The sequence below is a fragment of the Brevibacterium gallinarum genome, from assembly GCF_014836885.1.
GTDB classification, from domain to species: domain Bacteria; phylum Actinomycetota; class Actinomycetes; order Actinomycetales; family Brevibacteriaceae; genus Brevibacterium; species Brevibacterium gallinarum.
Map to the genome: position 1 here is coordinate 40189 of NZ_JACSPY010000004.1, position 24391 is coordinate 64579.

The following is a 24391-nucleotide window of genomic DNA, read 5'->3' on the forward strand; positions in this document are numbered from 1 at the left end:
TTCTAGAAGACGGCGTCGGTGAGAACCAGGTCGTTGCGGTGGATGATCTCCTTGCGGTAGTCATCCCCGAAGCGCCGGCCCAGTTCGTCAGTGGACAGCCCGAACATGTCTGGGAGTTCGTGAGTGGCGAAGTTCACCAGCCCACGCGCCACCAGCCTACCGTCAGAGTCGCGAACATCAACCGGATCTCCGGCTTCGAACTCCCCGTCGACGCCGGTGACCCCAGCGGCAAGCAGGGAGGTGCCGCGCCGGGAGATCGCGCGCACGGCGCCATCGTCGATGCGGATGGAGCCGAGCGTCTGGGCCAGGTGCGCCAGCCACAGCAGGCGGGTCTGGCGGCGCCGGTGGGTGACGGCGAAGTAGGTGCCGATGTCCTCTCCGGCCAGTGCCCGGTAGACGTTGTCGGCTGCTGTCAGCACGGTCGGTATGCCGGAATCGGCGGCCATGGTCGCCGCCTGCACCTTCGTCATCATCCCGCCGGTGCCGGTGCCGGCTGCCCCGGTGCCGCCGATGCCGTAGGCGGCCAGTGCGTCTTGATCGGGGACGAAGTCGACGCGGCGGGAGTCCGGGGTGCCCGGGGGTGCGGTGTAGAGCGCATCGACGTCGGAGAGCAGCACGAGCGCATCGGCGTGCGTCAGGTGGGCGACGAGGGCGGCGAGACGGTCGTTGTCGCCGAAGCGGATCTCGTGGGTGGCCACAGCATCGTTCTCGTTGACGATCGGCATGATGCCCAGGGCCAGGAGGCGCTCGATGGCGCGCTGGGCGTTGCGGTACTGGGTGCGGCGGATGAGGTCGTCGGCGGTCAGCAGCACCTGTCCGGGCACTACGGCGTGTTCGCGCAGCACGGTGGTGTAGGCGGCCATGAGCAGGCCCTGGCCGACGCCTGCGGCTGCCTGCTGGGTGGCGAGGTCTTTCGGCCGTTTGGGCAGTCCGGCAGGTTCGAGGCCGGCGGCGATCGCGCCGGAGGAGACGAGGATGACCTCGTGACCGGCGGCCCGGTGCTGAGCCAGTGCGGTCGTCAGGGCGCGCAGGTGGTCGCGGTTGAGGCCGCCTGCCACCGAGGTCAGCGAGGAGGAGCCGATCTTGACGACGACGCGCTTGGCGCCGCGCACCGCCTCGCGGGTGGCCTCCAGGGTCACATCGGTCACCCCTGTTCTCCTTCCTCCCGCAGGGCCTTCTCGGCCAGCCGCTCGGCTTCGAACTCAGCACGGGTGGCGGCCTTGGCGTCCATCCGCTCGTGGAACGCGGCCTTGCGCTCACGGCGGGTGGCGCGGCCGCCCTCTTCGAGGCGGGCATCGCCGCCGCGCGGGGCGGCCAGCAGTTCGGCTCCGCCGACCATGGTCGGATCCCAGTCGAAGACCACACCGTCATCAGGCCCGATGACGATGGTGTCACCGGGCTTGGCGCCGGCCCGGAACAGCTCTTCTTCGACGCCGAGGCGCTCGAGCCGGTCGGCGAGGTAGCCGACGGCTTCGTCGTTGGCGAAGTCGGTCTGGCGCACCCAGCGTTCGGGCTTTGCGCCGAGGATCCGGAAGACCGGGCCGTCGGCGGAGTGCTCTTCGACGATCTGGAATCCGGTGTCGTCGACGGCGACGGGGCGGATGATGGTGCGCACCGGCTCCTTCGCTTCGGCAGCGCGGCGCTCGCGCTCAGCGGCGACGATGTCCGCCAGCGCGTAGGACAGCTCCTTCAGTCCCTTGTGGGTGGCGGCGGAGACATCGAAGACGCGGTAGCCGGCGGCTTCGACGTCGTCGCGGACGATGTCGGCCAGATCCTGGGCATCGGGCACATCGACCTTATTGAAGGCCACGAGGGTCGGGCGTTCGGTCAGCGGCAGCAGGTCACCGGGGGTGTTGTCGTCTCCGGGGGCGACGTCGACTTGGTAGGCGGCGAGTTCGGCTTCGATGGTCTTGAGGTCGCTGACCGGGTCGCGGTCGGTCTCCCAGGTGGCCATGTCGATGACGTGGACGAGGACGGCGCAGCGTTCGACGTGGCGCAGGAACTCGTGGCCCAGACCGCGGCCCTGCGCGGCTCCGGGGATGAGCCCGGGCACATCGGCGATCGTATAGCGGGTGTCGCCGGCCTGCACGACGCCGAGGTTGGGCACGAGCGTGGTGAAGGGGTAGTCGGCGATCTTCGGCTTCGCTGCTGAGAGGGCGGCGATGAGGCTGGATTTGCCGGCAGACGGGTAGCCGATGAGGGCGACATCAGCGACGGTCTTGACTTCGAGGATGAGGTCGCGGGTCTCGCCGGGTTCGCCGAGCAGGGCGAAGCCGGGTGCCTTGCGCTTCTTCGAGGCAAGCGCTGCGTTGCCGAGCCCGCCGCGGCCGCCGGCAGCGGCGATGAACCGGGTGCCCGGCTCGACGAGGTCGGCCAGCAGGGTGCCGTCAGCGGCTTTCACGACCGTGCCGGAGGGCACGGGCAGGATGAGGTCCTCACCGTCGGCGCCGTGTCGCAGGTCGCCCTTGCCGATCCCACCGCTGGGGGCGCTGCGGTGCGGTGAGCGCTGGTACGGCAGCAGCGTGGTGGTCTGGTCGTCGACTTCGAGGATGACGTCGCCGCCGTTGCCGCCGTTGGCGCCGTCGGGGCCGCCGAGGGGCTTGAACTTCTCACGCCGCACCGACGTGCAGCCGTTGCCGCCGTCGCCTGCGGAGACGTGCAGAGTCACACGGTCAATGAATTCGATGGCCATAGCGTCCTGTCATCCTGTGGTTGCCGACCAGGTGTGCTGCCTGGTCTGGGTGCTGGCACGACTGCCGAGCGGCTGCCCGCTCAAGCCTAGCGGGCGCAGCGCCTCGGTGGGTGGTGCGCCCGCGGGGCGAACGGCGCGGAAGATGCGCAGAGGGGTGAGTCCGTGCGGACTCACCCCTCCGTGCGCTCACCGTCGTGGTGAGCCGGCAGCCGGGCTGCCGGAATGTCTGTTATCAGCCGGCGACGATGTTGACGACCTTGCGGCCGCCCTTCGCGCCGAACTCAACGGTGCCTGCCGAGAGGGCGAACAGCGTGTCGTCGCCGCCCTTGCCGACATTGGCGCCCGGGTGGAAGCGGGTGCCGCGCTGTCGGACGAGGATCTCGCCGGCGTTGACGGTCTGGCCGCCGAAGCGCTTGACACCCAGTCGCTGGGCGTTTGAGTCGCGACCGTTCTTGGTCGAGCTCGCTCCCTTTTTCGTTGCCATAGTGTGTCTCCTAGAAAGAGCTGGGTGTGCTTACTTGATGCCGGTGATCTTCAGGCGGGTGAGATCCTGGCGGTGACCGATCCGCTTCTTGTAACCAGTCTTGTTCTTGTACTTCTGGATGACGATCTTCGGTCCGCGGGTCTCGTCGACGACCTCGGCGGTGACGGTGATCTTGGCAAGCGAGTCGGAGTCGTGGGTGACGGTGTCGCCGTCGACGTGCAGAACTGCTTCGAGTTCGACGTTGTCGCCTGCTGCGGCCTTCATACGGTTGACGGTGATGATATCGCCGACGCTGACCTTCTCCTGATGGCCGCCGGCACGGACGATGGCATAGACCATGTGCGAACCCCTTCTTAGCATTCTGCGCGCCCAGCCGGATGCTGCGGCGACTTCCCGAAACGGCAATACTTCCTTGGTCCGTCTCCTGCTGCCGGCTGCCTGGCAGCTGGCAGGAGGATCCGACCCATTGAGAGGAAGGATCGACCGTGGTGCTTTCTGCACCGACGCAACAGTCTAGCGCGCCCGGCTGCCGGATTCAAAGCAGCCAGGCGGCACCAGAACCGGTGCTTCTCCCCTGCACGGCCGGTCTGCACCCGCTCAGGCTGAGCTGTCGCGGTTCTCCTCGGCGATCCGCTCATGGTGGCGGATGACCTCGGCGACGATGAATGTGAGGAACTTCTCAGCGAACTCGGGATCGAGGTGACTCTCCTCGGCCAGGGAGCGCAGCCGCTCGACCTGCCGGGCCTCGCGCGCCGGGTCGGCTGGCGGCAGGTCGCTGCTGGCTTTGAGCCGGCCGACGGCCTCGGTGAGCTTGAACCGTTCGGCGAGGATGTGGATGAGGGCGGCGTCGACGTTGTCGATGCTGTTGCGCAGTCGCGTGAGCTCCGCCGGTGCTGCGGTGCTGGTGTCTGCCTGCGGGCCGGTTGCGCTGGCGGCAGACTGCGGGTCGGCGGATTCGCGGGTCATCTGTCCTCCTCACGTGAGCGGGTGCTGGCAGCCGTTGAGCCGGTTGCCTGCCGGTCGCGGCCGGCGGTGTCCGCTCCGGCATCTGACTGGAGTTCGCCTGCTGCCGTCGACCCGGTGTCCGCGGCGAAGCCGGCAACCGGTTCGGCGGCCTCCAGCTTATGGCCGCCGGAGACCTGTTCGCTCAGCGTGTTCGCGATCTGGGCGAAGCCGGGATGCTGGTCGAGTTCCTCGATGAGGACTGCCTGGGAGTCGGCGTCCTGCAGCACCACCGACCAGTTCGGGTGGGATTCGCCGGCGCCCGGGATGTGCGGCGGGGCCTCTTGGCCGACGATGTCCATGAGGGAGGCGCCGAGGTAGGCGGCGTTGAGCTGCCCGAGGTAGGCGTGCAGCCCGACGACGACCGGCCAGAGTTCGTCGATCGTGCCGACCATCGTCTCGGTCGGGGCCAGCGCGCCGAGTTCGGCGGCTTCCTTGAGCACCTCCTGGCGTCTGGTGCGCTCGTCGCTTGTGAGCTGCTGGATGTCGCCGTGAAGGGCCTTGTGCTGCTGCGCAGCGTCGAGGTCGCCGAGGTTGATGTAGCTGGCCAGCGGGGCGTGGGTCGGCGGGGTGAGGACGGCGATGGTCTCAGCCGGCGCAGACCCGTCGGCGAAGCTGTGGCGCAGCTCGCGGTCCTCCCACACCGAGGTGGTCGAGAGGATGTCGAGGCCGAGCCGTTCGGATTCGAGTGCGAGCACTGCGTCGATCGCCGCGCTGCCGAGGTCGACCTCGGCCCAGGCGTCTTCGTCGGCGTCGGTGACGGCCCAGCGCTGGCGGCCGAGGCTGGAGAAGCGCTCGATGCTGATCGCCCCGGCTCCGGCCGCAGCGGTGCGCAGCATGTCGCGCACGGCGGTGTAGCCGTCTGCCGCGAGCAGCTGGGGGTTCCACGGCCGCAGGGCGGCATCGCCGCTGGCGGCCGCGCCGTCACGGCGTTCGATGCCGTCGAGGTACAGGCTCTGGCTGCCGGTCGTCGCGTCCTCGCCGGGCAGGCCTGCCCACCAGTCTCCTCCCTCGGCACTGATGCCGGGAGCGATGTCGGTGATGAGCCCGACCCGCATGCCGACCTGTGCGGCGACGGCCTTGACCTGGCGCAGCTGTTCGACGGCCAGGAACTGGGTCCACAGCCAGAACTCGACGTCGGTGCGGTGCTCGTCGGAGAACTCTGCGGCTGTGCTGCTGTGCGGGTGCGGCATCTTCTCCCGCCACGCATCCGGGTTGCGGCTGGTGGCGTAGTGGGCGGCTGCTGCGCTCATGAGCGCCCAGCGCTTGAGCGATTCGGGCGCCTGCCGGCAGAAGTCGCTGAACAGCCGGCGCCGTGTCGGCGTCGGCGGCATGCTGTAGAGGATGCGCAGGGCGGCGAGCTTGTCGCCGAGCACCTTGGCGCGCGGGATCGGCTCGGCGGCCGCATTCGGCCGGCCCCAGCCGCGGCCGAGTGACTGGATCGCCTCACGCTGGGCGGCTGGCACGTGGCCGATCTCGGGAACGTCCTCGATGCGCAGGTAGATCGGGTCGATCGCGACCCGGCTGGAGGGCACATAGGGCGATGGGGTGCCCAGCGGGCTGGCCTTGGAGCTCTTGACGTTGGTCTCGCGGATCGGCAGTGCGTGGATGGGACCCAGCCGGATGAAGTCGGCGCCGCGGTCGGCGGCGGCGATGACGAGGTCGCTGAGATCGCCGAAGTCGCCGACACCCCAGGAGCGGTGGGAGCGGATGGCGTACAGGTCGGCGCACACACCCCACATCCGCCCGTGTGCCGTATCGTCACGGCCTGCGCGGCGGCCGGGATCGGCCGTGGCTGCGGGAGCGACGATGAGCGGGCAGCGGTGCTCGGCGTCACCGTCGGTGAGCACGAGGGTGTGGTATCCGGTCGGCAGCCCTTCGGGCAGCACGGCAGTGCGGCACTGGCGCAGCTGTGGTGTCCCGTCGACCATCACCGAGGTGGTCGCGGTCGCCTCGCCGATCGATTCGACCGGCATCGCCGCACCGTCTTCGGTCTCGATGACCAGCCGGTGGGGTGCGCCCTCGCGCACGTGGATCGGCACCCCTTCGGGTGCGTCTGCCCGCATCGTCACGCACTGCGGCAGACCCCGGCGCAGCTCGTCATCGGCGAGCTGCTGCAGGCTGGCGGCCACGTCGTCGTCGGTGGTCGCGGCCACCCCGAGCGCCTCGAGCAGGCCGGTGAGCACCGCCTCGGGAACGGGTCGCTCAGTGCCGTCGTCGTCGCGGGTCACCGGGCTGATGCCGCAGCGGGCGGCGAGGTCGTGCAGCGGAGTCATGTGCGCCATGCCTTCAGATTAGTGGATAGACGTGAGCGCGGGAGGACAGGCTCGCTGTCCTCCCGCGTTCGGGGTCGGGCTCGGCTCCGGTCAGGTGCTCACCGGCGCCGAGGCGGTGGTCACTTCAGGCCCTGGTCCTGGCGGATCTCCTCCAGGTGCGCTTCGTCCTCAGCACCGAGCTCGTAGAGCTTGCCGTGCTTGCGGTCGGCGAGGTACTGCTTCATCTCGCGCTTGACGACCGGCATGAGGATGTAGAGGCCGAGGATGTTGATGAAGGCGCACATGAACAGCGCGGCATCGGCGAATGCGATGACCTTGCCGAACGATGCGACCGATCCGACGACGATGAACGCCATGAGGATGAGGCGGTAGACCAGGTCGGTGGCCTTGCGGCGGCCGAACAGGAAGTGCCAGGCCTTCTCGCCGTAGTACGCCCAGGTGATGAGGGTGGAGAAGGCGAAGAGCACAACCGCGACGGTCAGCAGGATCGGCCACCAGCCGGTGATGGTCGAGAACGCATCCGAGGCCAGGGTGACACCGTCGACCGAGCCGCCGGCGGCGGTGGTCTCGATGGCCTCCTGGTAGGACGGCTGGTGGGCGATGATGATCGTCAGGGCGGTCATGAGGCAGACGATGACCGTGTCGAGGAACGGCTCGAGCAGGGCGACGAAGCCCTCCGAGACCGGGCGGCGGGTCTTGACCGCCGAGTGGGCGATCGGTGCTGAGCCGATGCCGGCCTCGTTGGAGAAGGCCGAGCGCTGGAAGCCGACGATCATGACACCGACGACACCGCCGGCGATGCCCTGCGGGCTGAAGGCGCCTTCGAAGATGATGCCGAAGGCAGTCGGGATGTAGGACAGGTTGCCGATGATGACGATGAGACAGGAGGCGATGTAGAACAGCGCCATGCCCGGGACCAGCTTGTCGGTGACCTTGCCGATGGACTTGATGCCGCCGATGATGACGAGGCCGACGAGCAGGGCGATGGCGATGCCGATGATGAGGCGGACCATGCCGTCGCCGAGCGGGCCGTCGGCACCGCCTGCGGAGTTCTGCAGCTGGACGACGGTCTGGTTGGCCTGGAACATACCGCCGCCGGCGACACCGAAGAGCAGGATGGCGATGGCGAACACACCGGTCAGCGCCTTTGCGACCGGACGGCTCATGAACTTGAAGGCGATGGGCAGGTACTTGAACGGACCGCCGTGGACAACACCGTCCTGGTCGATCTCGCGGTACTTGACACCCAGGGTGCACTCGACGAACTTCGTGGCCATGCCGAGGATTCCGGCAACAACCATCCAGAACGCAGCACCCGGACCGCCCATGGCGATCGCGGCGCCGACACCGGCGATGTTGCCCAGGCCCACGGTGCCCGAGACTGCCGAGGACAGGGCCTGGAAGTGGGTGACCTCACCCGGGTCGTCCTTGGAGGAGAACTTGCCGCGCACGACTTCGAGCGCGACGCCGAATCCGCGGAACTGGATGAAGCCGAAGTAGATGGTGAAGACGCAGGCTGCGATGATCAGCCAGGCGACGACGATCGGGAACGACACTGCTCCGATCGACAGGGGGTAGAAGATGACTGTTTCGAAACGGTCGACGAACGGAGCAAGGATGCCGTCGACCTTTTCTTCGATGGACGCGTTTGCCGCCAGAGGTAGGAGTGTGGCGGCGCTCACAAAGGTGCTCATGAAGCTATAAGTTCCCCTAAAACGGGGCTGGCCGCAACTGCAAAAGTGCCAATGCAACTTTCAGTTATCCAACCGTTACCTAGCTCACAATTGACTCCTTTCGGACCGCTGAAACGGCGCGAATCTGTGGTATAAGCACCCCGTGATCTCGCGTCTGCGCACCGCTGCGAAACCCGGGCTCGCCCCTGAAGCACCTGGTGAGAGCGCTGCAGGGCCTGCTCCCGCGGAGATGCGGCAACAGGCCCTGCGCATGCCTCGCAGACGCTCGGCTCAGTCGTCGGCGCCGATGATGAGGATCGGCGGCGCCTCGGTCTGCTTCTCCGGCTCCTGACGCTCCTGCTGCTCAGCAGCAGCCGGCTGCGCTGCGGAGCTGTCCGCGCGCTCAGGCTGGCTGTCCGCGCGCTCAGGCTGGCTGTCCGCGCGCTCAGGCTGGCTGGCCGGGCGCGCCGGCGCCTCCTGCACGCGGGTTTCGGTCTCAGCGCCGATCATGAGCGGTGCCGGACCGCTGGGCTCGGCGGGCTTGCGCGGGGTGCGGCGCGCCGGTGCTGAGGAAGCCTCAGGCTGCTGAGAGCTCTGCGCCTCGCCGGCAGCCTGCTGGCCGGCATCGGCGGACTTCGCAGCCTGGCGGGAGCGGCTGCGCCGTGAGCGCTTTCCACCCTGCTCGCCGCTGCCCGGGTCGCCGGTGCTGCGCTCATCGCTGCCCTGCGTGTCCTCTGAGCGCTCCTGCGCACTCGAATCATCGGCCGGCTGGGCCTGCTTCTTCGAACGGCGGGAGCGTCGGCTGCGCGAGGAGCTCTCCCCGCCTGCGTCGCCGGAGACGCCGTCGTCCTGCCTGCCGCGGCCCGTGCGCTGCGAACCGCTGTTCTGCTCGTCTGTGGAGCCAGAGCCCTGGTCGGCTGCCGGTGTCTCGGCGCTGTCGTCGTCATCGGCCTTCAGCGTTGCCTTGGCGATCGCGGCGACAGCCGAGCGGGAGGCAGACTGCTTCTCTTCCTCTTCGCGGGACTGCGCGTCCTTGTTCGAGCGGCGGTTGTCCTGTCCGCGGCGCTTGCGCGACTTGTACTGGCCGCGTGAGGAGCCGTCGTCCTCGGTGCCCGGCAGCACAAGGCCTCGTCCGGAGAGGTCCTCTCCGGCGGCAGCCAGCGATTCGGCCAGTCCGGTGCCGATGCGCTTGCGGGTCATCTGCACCAGGCCCAGCGACGTCACCTCGGCGACCTGGTGGCGGGTCCGGTCGCGGCCGAGGCACTCGACAAGCCGACGGACGACGAGATCGCGGTTGGATTCGAGGACCATGTCGATGAAGTCGACGACGATGATGCCGCCGATGTCGCGCAGCCGCAGCTGGCGGATGACCTCTTCTGCTGCCTCGAGGTTGTTCTTCGTCACCGTCTCTTCGAGGTTGCCGCCTGAGCCGGTGAACTTCCCGGTGTTGACGTCGATGACGGTCATCGCCTCGGTGCGGTCGATGACGAGGGAGCCGCCGGAGGGCAGCATGACCTTGCGCTGCAGGGCCTTGTCGATCTGCTCCGACACGCGGTAGTGGTCGAAGATGTCTCCGTCCTCCTCGTAGCGGCTCAGCCGCTCGAGCAGGTCGGGGGCGACGGCTTCGACGTATTCGTGGATCGTGTCCCAGGACTCGTCGCCGTCGACGACGAGGGCGCTGAAGTCCTCGTTGAAGACATCGCGGATGATCCGGACGATCATGTCCGGCTCCTTGTACAGCAGCTGCGGAGCAGTCGTCTTCGTCGAGGTCGACTTCTTCTCGATCGACTCCCAGCGCTTGGACAGCCGCTCGATGTCCCGGCCGAGCTCCGTCTCCGAGGCGCCTTCGGCGGCGGTGCGGACGATGACGCCGGCGGATTCGGGCACCATCTGCTTGAGCAGCTTCTTCAGCCGCTGTCGCTCATTGTCCGGAAGCTTGCGGGAGATGCCGGTCATGTCGTTGCCGGGCACGTAGACGAGGAACCGCCCGGGCAGGGAGATCTGCGCGGTCAGGCGGGCGCCCTTGTGCCCGATCGGGTCCTTGGTCACCTGCACGAGGACCGAGTCACCGGGGCTGAGCGCGAGCTCGATGCGGCGCGGCTTGCCGTCCATGCCGAGTGCGTCCCAGTTGACCTCGCCGGCGTAGAGGACGGCGTTGCGGCCCTTGCCGATGTCGACGAACGCGGCTTCCATGCTCGGCAGCACATTCTGCACCTTGCCGAGGTAGACGTTGCCGATGAGGGAGGCCTGGGCCTTCGACTCGCTGAGGTAGTGCTCGACGGCGATGCCGTCTTCGGTGACGACGAGCTGGGTGCGGTCGTCGTGGTCGCGCACGAGCATGGTGCGCTCAACGGATTCGCGGCGGGCGAGGAACTCCGCTTCCGAGATCACCGGGCGGCGGCGGCCGGCCTCGCGGCCCTCGCGCCGGCGCTGGCGCTTGGCTTCCAGGCGCGTTGAGCCCTTGACACCGGTGACTTCGGAGGCGCTGGTGCCGCTGCTCGATCCGGAGCCCGACCGGCTGCGGCGCCGGCGGCGACGCCGCGAGCTGCTCGAGTCGTCATCGGAGTCACCGGAATCGTCACTGCGATCCTGCCGCTGGTCATCGCGATCGTTCTGGCCGCTGCGATTGTCATCCTGGCCGCTGTCGTCGGACTTCCCGTCGTCGCTGGAGTCGCTGTCGTCGCTGCGCTGGCGGCGGCCACCGCGGTTGTCGCTGTCAGAACCGGAATCGTCGTCGTTGCCGTTGGAACGACCGCGCGAGCGCTTGCCCCGCCCGCCTCGGCGGCGGCGACGCGGCTGGTCGTCATCGCCGTCGTCATCACGATCGGAGCGATCGCTGCGGTCGGAGCCGTCAGCGTCGTCGGTGTCGTCGTCATCGTCTTCGTCGTCATCAGGGGTCCAATCCGGATCCACCTGCTGACCGAGTTCGGCCTGCGGCGTCTGGAACAGCAGACCGCCCCCGGCCGGCACGCTCACCGGCTGCAGCGGCTCGTCATCTGACTCCTCACGCTGAGCGCTGAAGCCGAAGGAGAACGGGTTGCGCACATCGATCGTGACAGCCTGCTGCGCGGGCTGCGAATCGGCGTCATCGTCGCTGTCGTCGTCTTCGTCGTCGGTGGAATCACCGACATAGGACTCGAAGATCAGACCGCGGTTGGCGACGGCTGAGCGGGCTGACTTCGGGCCGCCTGTGCTGCGGCGGCGCGTCGAACGGCTGGGCTTCTCCTCTGCGGAATCGTCATCGGCCTCAGCTGCCTGGCCAGCATCCTCGGCTGAATGCCCGCCGGCGCGCAGCGATTCGGCCTTCTCGGCGATCTCGTCGAGGACGGCGAATGCGTCACCGCGTGAGTCGGCGTCGTCGTCGGTGCGCTTGGCTTCGGACTGCGCACGCAGATTCTCGAGATCGGCGAGAATGCCCTCTGTCGGATTCTGCTGATCCTCGGGTTCGTGATTCATCTGTATAGAACTCCTTGCCCACCGCAGCCGGCACACCTTCCAGCTGCGCCATGGGCGATGGCGGTGCCCGTCTCGCGGCGTCGCAGCCGTGCCGGCGGGCAGAAAAAACTGTGGGTACACATGGGCTCGCGCGAATTGCGTCAGCGCGGTGGCACGCACGTGCCGCTTCAGCTTTGACCTGCGGGAGTCAGACCTCCGCTCGGTGGAAGCGGGCAACTGGCCGGGTGTGTTCAGCCTGTCGCCATCATCATTATGTCATAGGCACGGTGTGCCGTCCTGCAGCGGCGCAGGTTCTGCGGTGGGCAGATCAGCCTCGGCATCCGGTCACACTTGTCGCAGACCGAATCGACACGGCATGCTGTTGGGGTGAATACTCCTCCTGCCCAGACACCTCCTGCGGCATCCTCCCCTGCCTCATCCCCTGCAGCCGCACCGGCTGCCGATGCCTGGTTCCTGCGCCGACTGCCGTTGGGGATCTTCCTCATCATCGGATCGGTCATCGGACTGTGGATGTCGTTCCTGCTCTCGATCGACAAACTGCGCAAGCTGGAGAATCCCGGCATCACGCTGTCCTGCGATCTGAACCCGTTCTTCTCATGCGGGTCGGTGATGGACTACCCGCAGGCCCAGCTGCTCGGGTTCCCCAATCAGTTCCTCGGCATCGCGGCATTCGTCGTACCGCTCATCTTCGGGGTGCTCGTCCTCGCCCGGGTGGAGCTGCCGGGCTGGATGTGGATGAGTCTGGCTGCCGGTCTCGGGGCGGGTGCGCTGCTGTGCATGTACCTCTTCTACACCTCGATCTTCGCCATCGGGGTCGGCTGCCCGTGGTGCATCGTGGTGTGGACGGTGACGATTCCGATGTTCTGCGTCGTCACCGGATATGCGGTGCTGCGCGGCTTCTTCGGTGCCGGTGTCACCGCCAGTCCCTATTCCCGTGTGTTCGCCCAGCATGCCCTGCTCATCGGCGTGCTGTGGATGTGCATCGTCTACGGACTCATCATCGTGAAGTTCTGGACGTTCTTCTCCGGACTGCTCTGACGCACCTCGAAGACGACATCGGGACGCACCTCGAAGACGACATCGGGGTGGGACACGCTGTGCGCGTCCCACCCCGCGTCTGTCTGCGAAGCTGTGGCGGTCTCAGTCCTCGGGGAACCAGATGGCGATCTCGCGTGCCGCCGATTCCTCGGAGTCGGAGCCGTGCACGAGGTTCTTCTGCACGCTGACGCCCCAGTCCCGGGCGAAGTCACCACGGATGGTGCCCGGCGCAGCGGTCGTCGGGTCGGTGGTTCCGGCCAACGACCGGAAGCCGGGGATCACGCCGTGACCGGAGGCCACCAGTGCAACGAGGGGGCCTTCTGACATGAAGTCCACGAGAGGCTGGTAGAACGGCTTCCCCTCATGCTCTTCGTAGTGGGCGGCGAGCTGCTCCGCGGTTGCGTGGACGAGCTCGAGCTTCTCGATGCTGTATCCCTTGGCTTCGATGCGTGCAATGATCTGGCCGATGAGGCCGCGCTGCACACCATCTGGCTTGACGAGCACGAGCGTGCGTTCGGTCACCAGGTTCTCCTTCGTCATCAGTCGACGTTCCGTGCGCCGAGCAGGGCAATGCGGTGCCAGTCTATTGCATCACCACCAGGGGCGCCCGGCCGGTGAGAACCAGCTCACACCGCGCAGATCAGGCGGCCGTCTCTCCCCCGCCGGTGCGGAAGTACTCGACGACCTCACGGTCGATGCGTCTGCCCCAGTACACGGCGGCAGCGTAGAGGCCGGCGAAGACGAGACCGACGAAGAACATCGCCGGCAGCACGAATCCACAGGCGACGATGAGCGCCTGGCCGATCCAGCCGAGCAGGACCCCGGGCCGCTTCTGGCCGATCCGCCTGGGCAGCAGGATCGCCGCAGCCAGCAGCACCACCGTGATGACGGCGACACCGGCGATGAGCAGCGGCAGGCTGACCGGCTTGAGGCCGATCCCGGTGAGACCGGCGAAGTAGACGACGCAGATCTCGGAGATGAGGATCGAACCGCACAGCACCGGCAGCTTCGACTTCAAAGGCCCGTCAGGCTTCTCCACCGGGTGCTCCTGTCCTGCGGCGTTCGGGTGTTCGGCAGTCACTGGATGCCTCCCTTGCCCAGCAGCGTGCGGGCCTCGGCGACGGTCAGCAGGGAGCCGGTCACGACGATCCCGGCGTGCGGGCTGTCCTGGCTGTTGACCAGATCGATCGCGGCCATGAGCGCGGCATTGAGGTCTGGCGTGTCGGTGACGTCCTCCGGGTCGAACCACTCAGCGGCAGCGGCTGCGAGTGCGCCGTGTTCGAGCGCCCGCGGCGAGAGGGCCTCGGAGACGACGATGCGGTCGGCGAACCGGTGGACGTATTCGAGGACACCGTGTGGATCCTTGTCGGCGAACATCGCGACCACGGCCACGACGAACTCGAAGTCGAAGGCCTCGCCGATCGTGTCGGCGAGCACCTGGGCCGCGGCCGGGTTGTGCGCACCGTCGACGAGGATCGTCGGCTCGGTGCGCAGGATCTCCGCACGACCCGGCGAGGTCACCTGGGACAGCCCCTCGGCGACGATCTCGCCATTCAGCGGCTTGTCGGCGTCGGCGAGGAACGCCTCGCACATGGCGATCGCCAGGGCGGCGTTGTCCGCCTGATGCTCTCCGTGCAGCGGCAGGAACAGATCCGGATATCCGGCGTAGAGTCCCTGCACATCGATGAGCTGGCCGTCGACGGCGCGTTCGCGCCCGCGCAGCCCGAAGTTCTGCCCAGCCCACACTGCAGGCACATCCCGTTCGGCAGTCTGGGCTGCCAGCGCCTCGGCGGCCTCCTCATCCTGCGCTGCGATGACTGCCACCGGGTCCGGGGCCGGGGTGGGGTCGATAGAGCGGTTGAGGATGCCGGCCTTCGTCACGGCGATCTCGGTGAGCGTGTCACCGAGGTAGGCCTGGTGGTCATAGCCGATCGGCGCGAAGCCGCACACGGCGGCATCGGCGACATTGGTGGAGTCCCATTCGCCGCCCATGCCGACCTCGATGACCATGACGTCGACGGGCGCCTCGGCGAAGATCGCAAAGGCGAGCACCGTCAGAGCTTCGAAGAAGGTGAGCTTCGGCCGGCCGGCGGCGACGAGCTCCGCATCGACCATCTCGAGGATCGGGGCAGTCGCGTCATAGGCGTCGACGAACACCCGTTCGCTGACCTCCTCGCCGTCGACGGCGATGCGCTCGGTGACCCGGTGCAGGTGCGGGCTGGTGAAGCGTCCGACTCGCAGCCCGGCGGCTGAGAGGATCCGGTCGACCATCCGCACCGTCGAGGACTTGCCGTTGGTGCCGGTGAGCATGACGACCGGAGCGCTCATGTGCACGTCGCCGAGCAGCTGGCATGCCCGCTCGGTCGCATCGAGTCGACGCTCGACCTGCGTCTCCCCCTGCCGCGACAGCAGCGCGGAGTACACGCGGGCCAGCTCCGAGGTGCCGCGCGCCTCGGCGGGCACGGCGGCGTCGGTCTCATCGTCGCCCTGGGAGGCGGCGACGATGGCATCGACCTCGGCGGCGTCAGGATCGTCGGGCACCAGCGGGACGAGCGGGTTGTCCTCGAAGTCCGGCAGCTGCGGCGCTTCGGGCCCTGCCGGCTCGATGCCTTCAGCTTCAGTGCCGTGGGCGGGGTCGTGGACGGGGTCGTGTTCGCTCATACGCGCTTCACCTGCACGGCCGCATCGGAGGCGAGTTCGCCGGCGGCGAAGACCTCGTCACCGCTGAGCTGCTCGCTCGTGGTGTCGAGTTCGACGGCGAGCACCTCACCGGCGACCATGTCGCGGTGGGTGTCGACGGCCGCACGGACCTGTTCGGGGGCCGAGAGCGTGACGGTGATCCGGTCGGCGACGTCGAGGTCGAGCTGCTTGCGCACGTTCTGGATCGCCCGGATCGCGTCGCGAGCGACACCTTCGGCGCGCAGCTCGTCGGTGACCTCGATGTCGAGGGCGACGAAGCCACGGTCCATTGCTGCCAGGGCGGCGCTTGTCGCCCCGGCGTCGGCGACCTCTTCGAGGGTGTATTCGCCTGCTTCGAGTTCGATCCCACCGGCGGTGACGGTGCCGTCATCGGCGACTGACCAGTCGCCGGTCTTCGAGCCCTTGATCGCGGCCTGGACGTTCCTGCCCAGGCGCGGCCCGGCGGCCCGGGCGTTGACGGTGAGCTTCTGCTCCAGGGTGAACCCTGCGGCAGCGGCTTGGTCGACGCCCATGACGGTGACGTCCTTGACGTTGAGCTCATCGGCGATGATCGTGCGGAAGTCGGTGCCGAGATCGTCGTTCGTGGCCACGGTCAGGCCTGCCAGCGGCAGCCGCACGCGCAGGTTGTTGGCCTTGCGCAGTGAGGAGCCGGTCGAGCAGACCTGGCGGGTGCGGTCCATTGCGGCGACGAGATCGGCATCGGCGGTGAACGCCTCGGCGTCGGGATAGTCTGTCAGGTGCACCGACCGCTCGCCGGTCAGCCCGCGGTAGATCTCCTCGGCGGTGAACGGCAGCAGCGGGGCGGCCACACGCAGGAACGCCTCGAAGCAGGTGTAGAAGACGTCGAAGGACTCGCGCACCTCGGCCGTGCCCTCCCAGAAGCGGCGGCGGGAGCGGCGGACGTACCAGTTGGTGAACATGTCGAGGTGGTCGCGGACCAGCTCGCAGGCTGCCCACACGTCGTAGTCGTCCATCGCCTGCTGGAAGTCCACGATGAGGTCGTGGGTCTTGGCGATGAGGTAGCGGTCGAGCACCTGGCTGGAGTCGTACCGGGTCTGCGCCGCGTAGCCCTTGCCACCGGCTTCGCCGTCGGCGTTGTTGGAGTAGGTGGCGAAGAAGTGCCAGGCGTTCCACAGCGGCAGGATCACCTGGCGCACGCCGTCGCGGATGCCCTGTTCGGTCACGACGAGGTTGCCGCCGCGCAGGATCGGACTCGACATGAGGAACCAGCGCATCGCATCGGAGCCGTCGCGGTCGAAGACCTCGTTGACGTCGGGGTAGTTGCGCAGGCTCTTGGACATCTTCTGCCCGTCGGAGCCGAGCACGATGCCGTGGCTGATGCAGTTGCGGAAGGCCGGGCGGTCGAACACGGCGGTGGCGAGGATGTGCAGGGTGTAGAACCAGCCGCGGGTCTGGCCGATGTACTCGACGATGAAGTCGCCCGGAAAGTGGTGTTCGAACCAGTCGGCGTTCTCGAACGGGTAGTGGACCTGGGCGTAGCTCATCGAACCGGAGTCGAACCACACATCGAGGACATCGGGCACGCGGCGCATCGTCGACTGGCCGGTCGGGTCATCCGGGTTCGGGCGGGTGAGGTCGTCGATCCACGGCCGGTGCAGGTCCGGTTCGCCCTTGTCGTTGAGCGGCAGCCGGCCGAAGTCGACTTCGAGTTCGGCCAGCGAGCCGTAGACGTCGGTGCGCGGGTATTCGGGGTTATCCGAGACCCACACCGGGATCGGCGAGCCCCAGAACCGGTTGCGCGAGATCGACCAGTCGCGGGCGTTCTCCAGCCACTTGCCGAACTGGCCGTGCTTGACGTTCTCCGGCACCCAGTTGATCTGCTCATTGAGCTCGACCATCCGGTCCTTGAAGTCGGTGACCTTGACGAACCACGAGGACACCGCCCGGTAGATGAGCGGGGTGCGGCAGCGCCAGCAGTGCGGGTAGGAGTGCTCGTAGGTCTCGTGCCGCACAAGCAGCGCCGAGCGTCCGGCCAGCGGGCCGGTGTGGTCGCGCAGGTCGCGGATGATCGCCTTGTTCGCCTCGAAGACCTGCTGGCCGGCGTAGTCGGTGACCGGGGCTTCGAAGCAGCCGGCGTCGTCGACGGGACGGGCGGCGTGGATCCCGGCGGCGTCGGTGAGCACCTTGTCCTCCTCACCGAAGGCCGGTGACTGGTGGACGATGCCGGTGCCGTCGTCGGTGGTGACGAAGTCGGCGGCGAGGATCGAGTGCATCGCCTCGCCGAACTCCTCCTGCCGGCCCTCGAAGTACCCGAAGGGCGGTTCGTAGCGCAGGCCGAGCAGGTCGGTGCCGGCCATCTCGCGCACCACCTCGGGGTCCTCGCCGAGCTCGCGTGCGTAGGCGGCAACCCGGTCCTTGGCCATGATGAGGGTGGTGCCGCGCAGGTGCTCAGCCGGCGCCTCGGGCCCGGGGCGCACCGCGACATACTGGACGTCCGGATGGACGGCCACTGCCTGGTTGCTCGGCACAGTCCACGGGGTGGTGGTCCAGATGACGACGTACTCATCGGAGTCGGCGAGCTTGTAGCCGATCGTCACCGAGGGGTCCTGGCGGGACTTGTAGACGTCCTCGTCCATGCGCAGCTCGTGGTTCGACAGCGGCGTCTGGTCCTTCCAGCAGTACGGCAGGACGCGGTAGCCCTCGTAGACGTAGCCCTTGTCCCACAGCTGCTTGAACGCCCAGATGACCGACTCCATGTACTCGACGTTGAGCGTCTTGTAGTCGTTGTCGAAGTCGACCCAGCGGCCCTGGCGGGTGACGTACTCCTCCCACTCCTTCGTGTACGTCAGCACTGAGGAGCGGCACACCTCGTTGAAGCGGGCGATGCCCATGTCGCCGATCTCGGACTTGTCGGTGATGCCGAGCTGGCGTTCGGCTTCGAGTTCGGCGGGCAGTCCGTGGGTGTCCCAGCCGAAGCGGCGTTCGACGCGCTTGCCGCGCATCGTCTGGTAGCGCGGGACGACGTCCTTGACGTAGCCGGTGAGCAGGTGGCCGTAGTGCGGCAGGCCGTTGGCGAAGGGCGGGCCGTCGTAGAAGACGAATTCGTTCTGGCCCTCGGAACCGGCCTCACGCTGATCGATGCTCGCCTGGAAGGTGTCGTCGGAGTTCCAGAAGCGCAGCACGTCGTCTTCGATGGCAGGGAACGACGGCGATGCGGTCAGGCCTGCAGCGGAGGTCTTCTGCTTGGGGTAGATCTGATCGGTCATGAGCGTCCTTGATGCGTTCGGCGGTCCGGTGACGAGGACGACGCTTCCGCCGCGGTACCACCTCGCTTATCGGAGTCCTGCCCGCCGCCGAGGTGTGGCTCGGGTCGGCATTGGAGGTCTCCGATCGCTCATTTCCAGGCTGTGACGGGCCCGCCCGTCCGGGTCTAATGGGGCACGCGCTCCCGTGGTCTGGCTGCGCGCCTGTTCTTCCGGATGCTCCCCGGTGATGGCCGGATCGTCGCAGGAGACATCTTAGCGCAGATGCATGCGGAATCCGAACCGTGCCGGTGGGCTGCTCAGTTCAGCTGCTCAGTTCAGCTGCTCGGCTCAGTCTGGGCGGTCGGCGGCAGTGGGCTCGGCCGTTTCAGCAGCAGTCGCGGAGGTGTGTGCACGGCGGTCGCGGATGAGCCGGACTGCCGAGATCAGCAGCATGACGAGCAGCGCGCCCGTGTACCCCCAGGCGAATGACACGTCGAGTTCGGTGGCGACGGAGAGGTGGACATGCCAGGCGAACTCGCCTGCCGCCAGGATGAGCGCTGCAGCGACGAGGAGGTCGCGGGTGCGTCCCGGCTGCGTGCGGGGGGCTGCGATCGGCAGCGAGCACGAAGAGCGCCACGGTGAGAACGCGCAGACCGGCATCGAGGGCGCCCTGTGGCGGCAGTGAGGAGAACCAGCCGGCGAGGAACAGCGCTGAGAGAACGAGCAGCACCGCGGCTCGGGCGATGCCGCGCCAGCGCCAGCCGGTGGCAGGGGTGGTGCCGGGGTGTGCCTCCAGAGCTGCGTGCGACATCGGTTCCTCTCGTCACCCGGCCCGGCGGGCGCGGATGCGGCGCCGGGCGGGTGCTTCCAGGCTGCGCCGGGGCACACTCAGTGTCGTTACCACTTTGGTCATAGCCGCAGACCGGTTCACAGTCCTTGATGGCGGGCCACCTTGTGCTGGGCGGCCTGGGCGAGCGGGCGGATGACCATGAGGTCGACGTTGACGTGGTGCGGGCGGCTCAGCATCCAGTCCACCGCGTCGGCGATGTCCTCAGCCGTCAGGGGGTTCTCGACGCCCTCGTAGATCTTGTCGGCGGCTTCCTGCGAACCGAAGCGCTTGCGGTTGAATTCCTCAGTCCGGACCATGCCCGGGGCGATCTCCATGACGCGCACCGGGCTGCCGGCCAGTTCCAGGCGCAGAGTCTGAGCGATGGCGTGCACCGCATGCTTCGAGGCGGTGTACGCACCCGCCGCCTCATAGGTGATGAGCCCGGCGGTCGAACCCATGATGAGCACGTCTCCGCGGTCCGAAGCAGTCAGAGCCGGCAGCAGCGCGTTGATGCTGCGCAGCAGTCCGAACGCATTGATGTCCATCGTCTTCTGCCAGTCGGTCACCGCGGCATCGGCGATCTCGGCATGACCGTAGGCGGCTCCGGCGTTGGCGACGAGGGCATGGAGCGGACCGGCCGCGGCGACCGTCTCGGCCATCGTCGCGACGTCATCATCGCGGGTGAGGTCGGCGGTGACGACGGCACACCCGGTCTCGTCGGCGAGCGCGTTGAGCTTCTCGGCGCGGCGGGCGACCGCGGTGACGTGCCAGCCGCTGGCAGTCAGGCGGCGAACGGTGGCTGCTCCTATCCCGGAGCTGGCTCCGGTCACGACTGCGCGCATGATCGTCATCGTGGCATCTCCTCATGGGCCGAGGGCTGAGTTGTCGTCTCCATCCTCGCCGCAGGCCCGGCGGTTCACAAGATGTCGAGCGCACGCGAGCCAGGTGAGCACCTCTGCTGCGGTCTGCTCAGACTGCTGATCGTGGGTGTCGATGACGAGATGCGGGTACCAGGTGGACAGCGCACCGACGGCACCCGGCCTGTGTGCTGTCGTCATCCGGTGTCGCGCTGTTCCAGCGGTGCCCGCAGCTCGACGACGGCGACCTCGCCGTCGCAGATGTGCGCGTATGCCTCGACGATGGCGCGGTGGTGGGCGGAGTCGAAGTCGAGCACGAGCATGACCGGTCCTCCGGTGTCTCAGCCGCGGGCGAGGAACGGCCTTCCTGCACCGAAAGCCGCGCGCACGAATGGGATCTTGAGCATCAGCCAGGTGATGGCCGTGCAGACAAGCGTGTAGACGATCGGCAGGACGAGTCCGTGGAACAGCACAGAGCCGACCGTGTTGGGGTAGCCGATGACCTGCCGCATGGGGAACAGGATGAGCGGGTGGAGGAGGAAGACGCCGAATGAGTACGGGTAGATCCTGGTGAGGAATCGCCAGCCGGTGCGCATGTGAGTGTGCAGCAGCACATAGGCCGCCAGCGACATCGGCACCACGAACGGGGAGACGTACTCGTAGGCGAACCGCCATGGCTTGTCCCCCGGCCCGATCGCAGACCATGCCAGGATCGCACCGTAGGAGCCGAAGAAGACGAGCCACGCGAGGATCGTCTGCCTGCGGGTGAGGATCCAGTCACGCAGCACGAAGCCGAGCACGTAGTAGCCCATGAGCGGCAGGAACCGGGTGGCGGCGTTGGGCTCACCGACGTCGAAGAACGTCGAGATGACGTGATCGGCCATCCCGATCGCCAGCAGGATCCCGGCCGTGCCCCACTGCAGGCGCTTCGTTCCGTGCAGCGACAGAAGCCGCATGAACGGAGTGAGCAGAATCAGTCCGGCGAGCACGTAGAGGAAGTACAGCTGCACATACGGGGAGCCGGTGAGGATCGCGGCGATCGGGTTCCAGCTGGTGTGGATGCGGCCTTCGTAGAAGAGCCGGAAGAGGATGTAGACGACCGTCCACACCACCAGCGGGATGCCGATGCGGTAGAAGCGTTTGATGAGGAACTCCCGTGGCCGCACTCCGCGGTCGGGGTCGAGGGCGAGCGCGCCGGAGATCATGAGGAACACAGGCACTGACCAGCGGGCGGTGGCGTCGATGAGATTGGCGGACCACCACGTGGCGTCGCCATGGGAGCTCAGGTCGGTCTCAACGGTGGCGCTGACACTGTGGATCGCCACGACGAAGAGGATCGCCAGTGAGCGGGCCGGGTTCATCCAGGCAGTCGACGTTGCGTTCTCGGCATAGCGCGGGGTCGGCGGCAGGGGGCTCACCCTCCTATCCTGACATGGAACCGCTGGTCTCAGGTGGTTTGAGTTCGGCTGCGCGGTGCGGGGATAATCACCGGTATGACTCAACCTGCCTCACGCACACAAGACTCGGTGCACCTCCCGGACAGACCCGCTCTCGAAGGCCTGAAGGACAAGTGGGACTCCCGCTGGTCCGAGCAGCAGACCTACGCCTTCGACCCTGAGACCTCCCGCGAGGAGGTCTACTCGATCGACACTCCCCCGCCGACGGCGTCGGGATCGCTGCATGTGGGGCACGTCTTCTCCTACACCCAGACCGACATCATCGCCCGCTATCAGCGGATGATGGGCAAGAACGTCTTCTACCCCCTCGGCTGGGACGACAACGGCCTGCCGACCGAGCGCCGCACCCAGAACTACTACGGAGTGCGCTGCGAGCCGACTCTGCCCTACGACCCTGACTTCACGCCGCCGCAGAAGCCTGCGAAGAACCCGCGGGACTTCGTGCCGGTCTCGCGGCAGAACTTCATCGAACTGTGCGAGAAGCTCGCCAGCTCCGATGGTGAGGTGTTCGAAGCGCTGTTCCGCTCGGTCGGCCTGTCGGTCGACTGGAACCACTCCTACCGCACGATCGACGCCGACTGCCGCGCGGTGTCTCAGCGGGCGTTCCTCAAGGACCTCGCCGGCGGGCACGTGTACTCGCAGGAAGCCCCGACGATGTGGGATGTCACCTTCGGCACTGCGGTGGCGCAGGCTGAGCTGGAGGACCGGGAGCGCGAAGGCGCCTACCACACGGTCGCCTTCTACCCGGCTGCCGCTGACGGCACTGCTGACAGGTCAGTCGAGCCGATCGTCATCGTCACCTCGCGCCCTGAGCTCATCCCGGCCGTGGCAGCCCTCGTCGCGCACCCGGATGATGAGCGCTACCAGGACTACTTCGGCACCCAGGTCGTGTCTCCGCTCTTCGGCGTGGCCGTCGATGTGCGCGCCCACCAGCTGGCGAAGCCTGACAAGGGCACCGGCATCGCGATGGTGTGCACCTTCGGTGACCTCACCGACGTCACGTGGTGGCGTGAGCTGCAGCTGCCGACCCGCGCGGTCATCACCCGCGACGGGCGCCTGCAGCGCGAGGTCCCGGACTGGATCGCCTCCTCCCCCGCTCCCGAGGCGGTGGACAACTATGAGCAGCTGGCCGGCAAGACCACGTTCACCGCACGCAAGACGATCGCCGAGATGCTCGCTGAGTCCGGTGACCTGCTCGCCGAGCCGGAGGCGATCACGCACCCGGTGCCGTTCTACGAGAAGGGCGACAAGCCGCTGGAGGTCGTGACCTCCCGGCAGTGGTACATCCGCAACGGCGGCACGGATTCCGGGCTGCGCGAGAAGCTCATCGCCCGCGGCCGCGAACTCGACTGGTATCCCTCGTTCATGCGCTCGCGCTACGAGAACTGGGTGGAGGGCCTCAACGGCGACTGGCTCATCTCCCGGCAGCGCTACTTCGGTGTCGCGATCCCGCTGTGGTACCGCCTCGATGAGGCCGGCGAGCCCGATTACGACAACCCGATCGTGCCCGATGACGCCTCCCTGCCGGTCGACCCGCAGGCCGATGTGCCTGAGGGGTTCACCGCCGAGCAGCGCGATCAGCCCGGTGGCTTCACCGGTGAGCCCGATGTGCTCGATACGTGGGCGACCTCGTCGCTGACCCCGCAGATCGCCGGCGGCTGGTCGCGCAACGAGAAGCTGTGGTCCCAGACCGCGCCCTTCGATCTGCGTCCGCAGGGTCATGACATCATCCGCACCTGGCTGTTCTCGACGGTTGTGCGCGCCAACTCGCTGAACGACGATGTGCCGTGGACGCGGGCTGCGCTCTCGGGCTGGATCCTCGACCCTGACCGCAAGAAGATGTCGAAGTCCAAGGGCAATGTCGTCGTGCCCAGTGACATCCTCGAAGAGTCCAAGCCCGGCTTCGGGCCGGATGCCGTGCGCTACTGGGCCGGTTCGGCCCGGCTCGGCGCGGACACCGCCTATGAGGTCACGCAGATGCAGATCGGCCGGCGTCTGGCGATGAAGATCCTCAACGCCTCGAAGTTCGCCCTCGCCCAGGGTGTCCACGCCGATCTCATCGGGCGCACCGACCTCATCACCGAAAGCCTCGACCAGGCTGTGCTGGCGGCTCTGCGCGCAACCGTCGCCGAATGCTCAGCCTTCATGGCCGAGTACGACTACGCTCATGCGCTGCGCACCGCCGAGTCCTTCTTCTGGGCCTTCACCGACGACTACGTCGAGCTGGCCAAGGACCGCTCCTACGGTTCGGTCGGCGAGGCCGGTCAGCTCTCGGCGCATGCGACCCTGGCGACCGCGCTCGATGTGCTGCTGCGTCTCTTCGCCCCGTTCATGCCGTTCGTGACCGAAGAGGTGTGGTCGTGGTGGCGGTCCGGTTCTGTCCACCGCGCTGCCTGGCCGCAGGCGGACGACCTGCCGGCCTTCGAGGCCGATACTCAGGCCCTTGGGCACGTCGGCGATGTGCTCGGTGAGCTGCGCCGCGCGAAGACCGAGGCGAAGGTCTCGCAGAAGACCCCGATCACCTCGGTGACGGTGACCGTTCCCGAGGCGGTGCTCGCCGCCGCACAGGGTGCTGAGAGCGACATCATGGCCGCCGGACGCGTGCAGACGTGGACACTGTCGGCCGGTGGTGAGGACATCACGGTCGCCGACGTCGAGTTCGAGCCCGCCGAGTGAGTGTTGCCGAACAGCCACACTGAAGCGGCTCGCTGAGCCTGCTGT

At 67.7% G+C, this 24391-nt stretch carries 19 protein-coding genes; 2 read left to right on the plus strand and 17 right to left on the minus strand.

Features of this window, described 5'->3' with window-relative positions:
* Nucleotides 1-2 precede the first annotated feature (2 nt).
* The 8 genes from proB to H9634_RS05735 all read right to left on the minus strand — a co-directional run bounded on the left by proB (nt 3) and on the right by H9634_RS05735 (nt 11583).
* Complete coding sequence (gene proB, locus H9634_RS05700) at nt 3-1148, minus strand: glutamate 5-kinase (protein WP_404801671.1); 1146 nt, start codon at nt 1146-1148, stop codon at nt 3-5.
* Nucleotides 1145-2692, minus strand: coding sequence for a GTPase ObgE (gene obgE / locus H9634_RS05705; RefSeq protein WP_191725767.1), 1548 nt, complete (start codon nt 2690-2692; stop codon nt 1145-1147). The genes proB and obgE overlap by 4 nt, the downstream gene beginning before the upstream one ends.
* 232 nt (nt 2693-2924) lie before the next feature.
* Entirely contained in the window at nt 2925-3176 is a 252-nt protein-coding gene (rpmA, locus tag H9634_RS05710; RefSeq protein WP_102159802.1) for a 50S ribosomal protein L27, read from the minus strand.
* Between the two features lie 30 nt (nt 3177-3206).
* Nucleotides 3207-3515, minus strand: coding sequence for a 50S ribosomal protein L21 (rplU, locus tag H9634_RS05715; protein WP_102159800.1), 309 nt, complete (start codon nt 3513-3515; stop codon nt 3207-3209).
* Between the two features lie 258 nt (nt 3516-3773).
* Entirely contained in the window at nt 3774-4142 is a 369-nt protein-coding gene (locus tag H9634_RS05720) for a chorismate mutase (protein WP_191725768.1), read from the minus strand.
* Nucleotides 4139-6463 (minus strand): 4-alpha-glucanotransferase, encoded by a 2325-nt coding sequence (locus H9634_RS05725; protein WP_191725769.1) that lies wholly within the window; start codon nt 6461-6463, stop codon nt 4139-4141. The genes H9634_RS05720 and H9634_RS05725 overlap by 4 nt, the downstream gene beginning before the upstream one ends.
* Nucleotides 6464-6573: 110 nt before the next feature.
* Nucleotides 6574-8148 carry an alanine/glycine:cation symporter family protein gene (locus H9634_RS05730; RefSeq protein WP_191725770.1) on the minus strand — a complete coding sequence of 525 codons (1575 nt, stop codon included), beginning with the start codon at nt 8146-8148 and terminating at the stop codon, nt 6574-6576.
* 270 nt (nt 8149-8418) lie between these two features.
* Entirely contained in the window at nt 8419-11583 is a 3165-nt protein-coding gene (locus tag H9634_RS05735) for an Rne/Rng family ribonuclease (protein ID WP_191725771.1), read from the minus strand.
* 366 nt (nt 11584-11949) lie between these two features.
* Between H9634_RS05735 and H9634_RS05740 the strand changes: the two genes are divergently transcribed.
* Nucleotides 11950-12621, plus strand: coding sequence for a vitamin K epoxide reductase family protein (locus tag H9634_RS05740; RefSeq protein WP_318245010.1), 672 nt, complete (start codon nt 11950-11952; stop codon nt 12619-12621).
* Between the two features lie 102 nt (nt 12622-12723).
* Here the strand turns inward: H9634_RS05740 and ndk are convergent, their stop codons facing one another.
* From ndk to H9634_RS05780, 9 genes are all read right to left on the minus strand, one after another.
* The gene (gene ndk / locus H9634_RS05745; RefSeq protein WP_175294587.1) at nt 12724-13161 is read right to left on the minus strand and encodes a nucleoside-diphosphate kinase; all 438 of its coding nucleotides are present in this window, start codon (nt 13159-13161) and stop codon (nt 12724-12726) included.
* 100 nt (nt 13162-13261) lie between these two features.
* The gene (locus H9634_RS05750; protein ID WP_318245011.1) at nt 13262-13702 is read right to left on the minus strand and encodes a DUF4233 domain-containing protein; all 441 of its coding nucleotides are present in this window, start codon (nt 13700-13702) and stop codon (nt 13262-13264) included.
* A complete protein-coding gene (locus H9634_RS05755; RefSeq protein WP_191725772.1) occupies nt 13699-15282 on the minus strand; it encodes a bifunctional folylpolyglutamate synthase/dihydrofolate synthase in 1584 nt (527 codons plus the stop codon). The genes H9634_RS05750 and H9634_RS05755 overlap by 4 nt, the downstream gene beginning before the upstream one ends.
* Nucleotides 15279-18548: an isoleucine--tRNA ligase gene (gene ileS / locus H9634_RS05760; protein ID WP_191725773.1), complete on the minus strand. Its 3270-nt coding sequence runs from the start codon at nt 18546-18548 to the stop codon at nt 15279-15281. The genes H9634_RS05755 and ileS overlap by 4 nt, the downstream gene beginning before the upstream one ends.
* A 327-nt stretch (nt 18549-18875) precedes the next feature.
* Complete coding sequence (locus tag H9634_RS05765; protein WP_191725774.1) at nt 18876-19187, minus strand: hypothetical protein; 312 nt, start codon at nt 19185-19187, stop codon at nt 18876-18878.
* 267 nt (nt 19188-19454) lie between these two features.
* On the minus strand, nt 19455-20207 hold the full coding sequence (locus tag H9634_RS05770; RefSeq protein WP_191725775.1) for an SDR family oxidoreductase: 753 nt from the start codon (nt 20205-20207) through the stop codon (nt 19455-19457).
* A gap of 12 nt (nt 20208-20219) precedes the next feature.
* The gene (locus tag H9634_RS05775) at nt 20220-20414 is read right to left on the minus strand and encodes a hypothetical protein (protein WP_191725776.1); all 195 of its coding nucleotides are present in this window, start codon (nt 20412-20414) and stop codon (nt 20220-20222) included.
* On the minus strand, nt 20411-20536 hold the full coding sequence (locus H9634_RS14715; RefSeq protein ID WP_263598795.1) for a hypothetical protein: 126 nt from the start codon (nt 20534-20536) through the stop codon (nt 20411-20413). The genes H9634_RS05775 and H9634_RS14715 overlap by 4 nt, the downstream gene beginning before the upstream one ends.
* 18 nt (nt 20537-20554) lie before the next feature.
* Nucleotides 20555-21631 carry an acyltransferase gene (locus H9634_RS05780; RefSeq protein ID WP_318245012.1) on the minus strand — a complete coding sequence of 359 codons (1077 nt, stop codon included), beginning with the start codon at nt 21629-21631 and terminating at the stop codon, nt 20555-20557.
* Between the two features lie 75 nt (nt 21632-21706).
* On the opposite strand from H9634_RS05780, the gene valS reads away from it, so the two are divergent.
* A complete protein-coding gene (gene valS, locus H9634_RS05785) occupies nt 21707-24346 on the plus strand; it encodes a valine--tRNA ligase (RefSeq protein ID WP_191725777.1) in 2640 nt (879 codons plus the stop codon).
* Nucleotides 24347-24391: the final 45 nt, after the last annotated feature.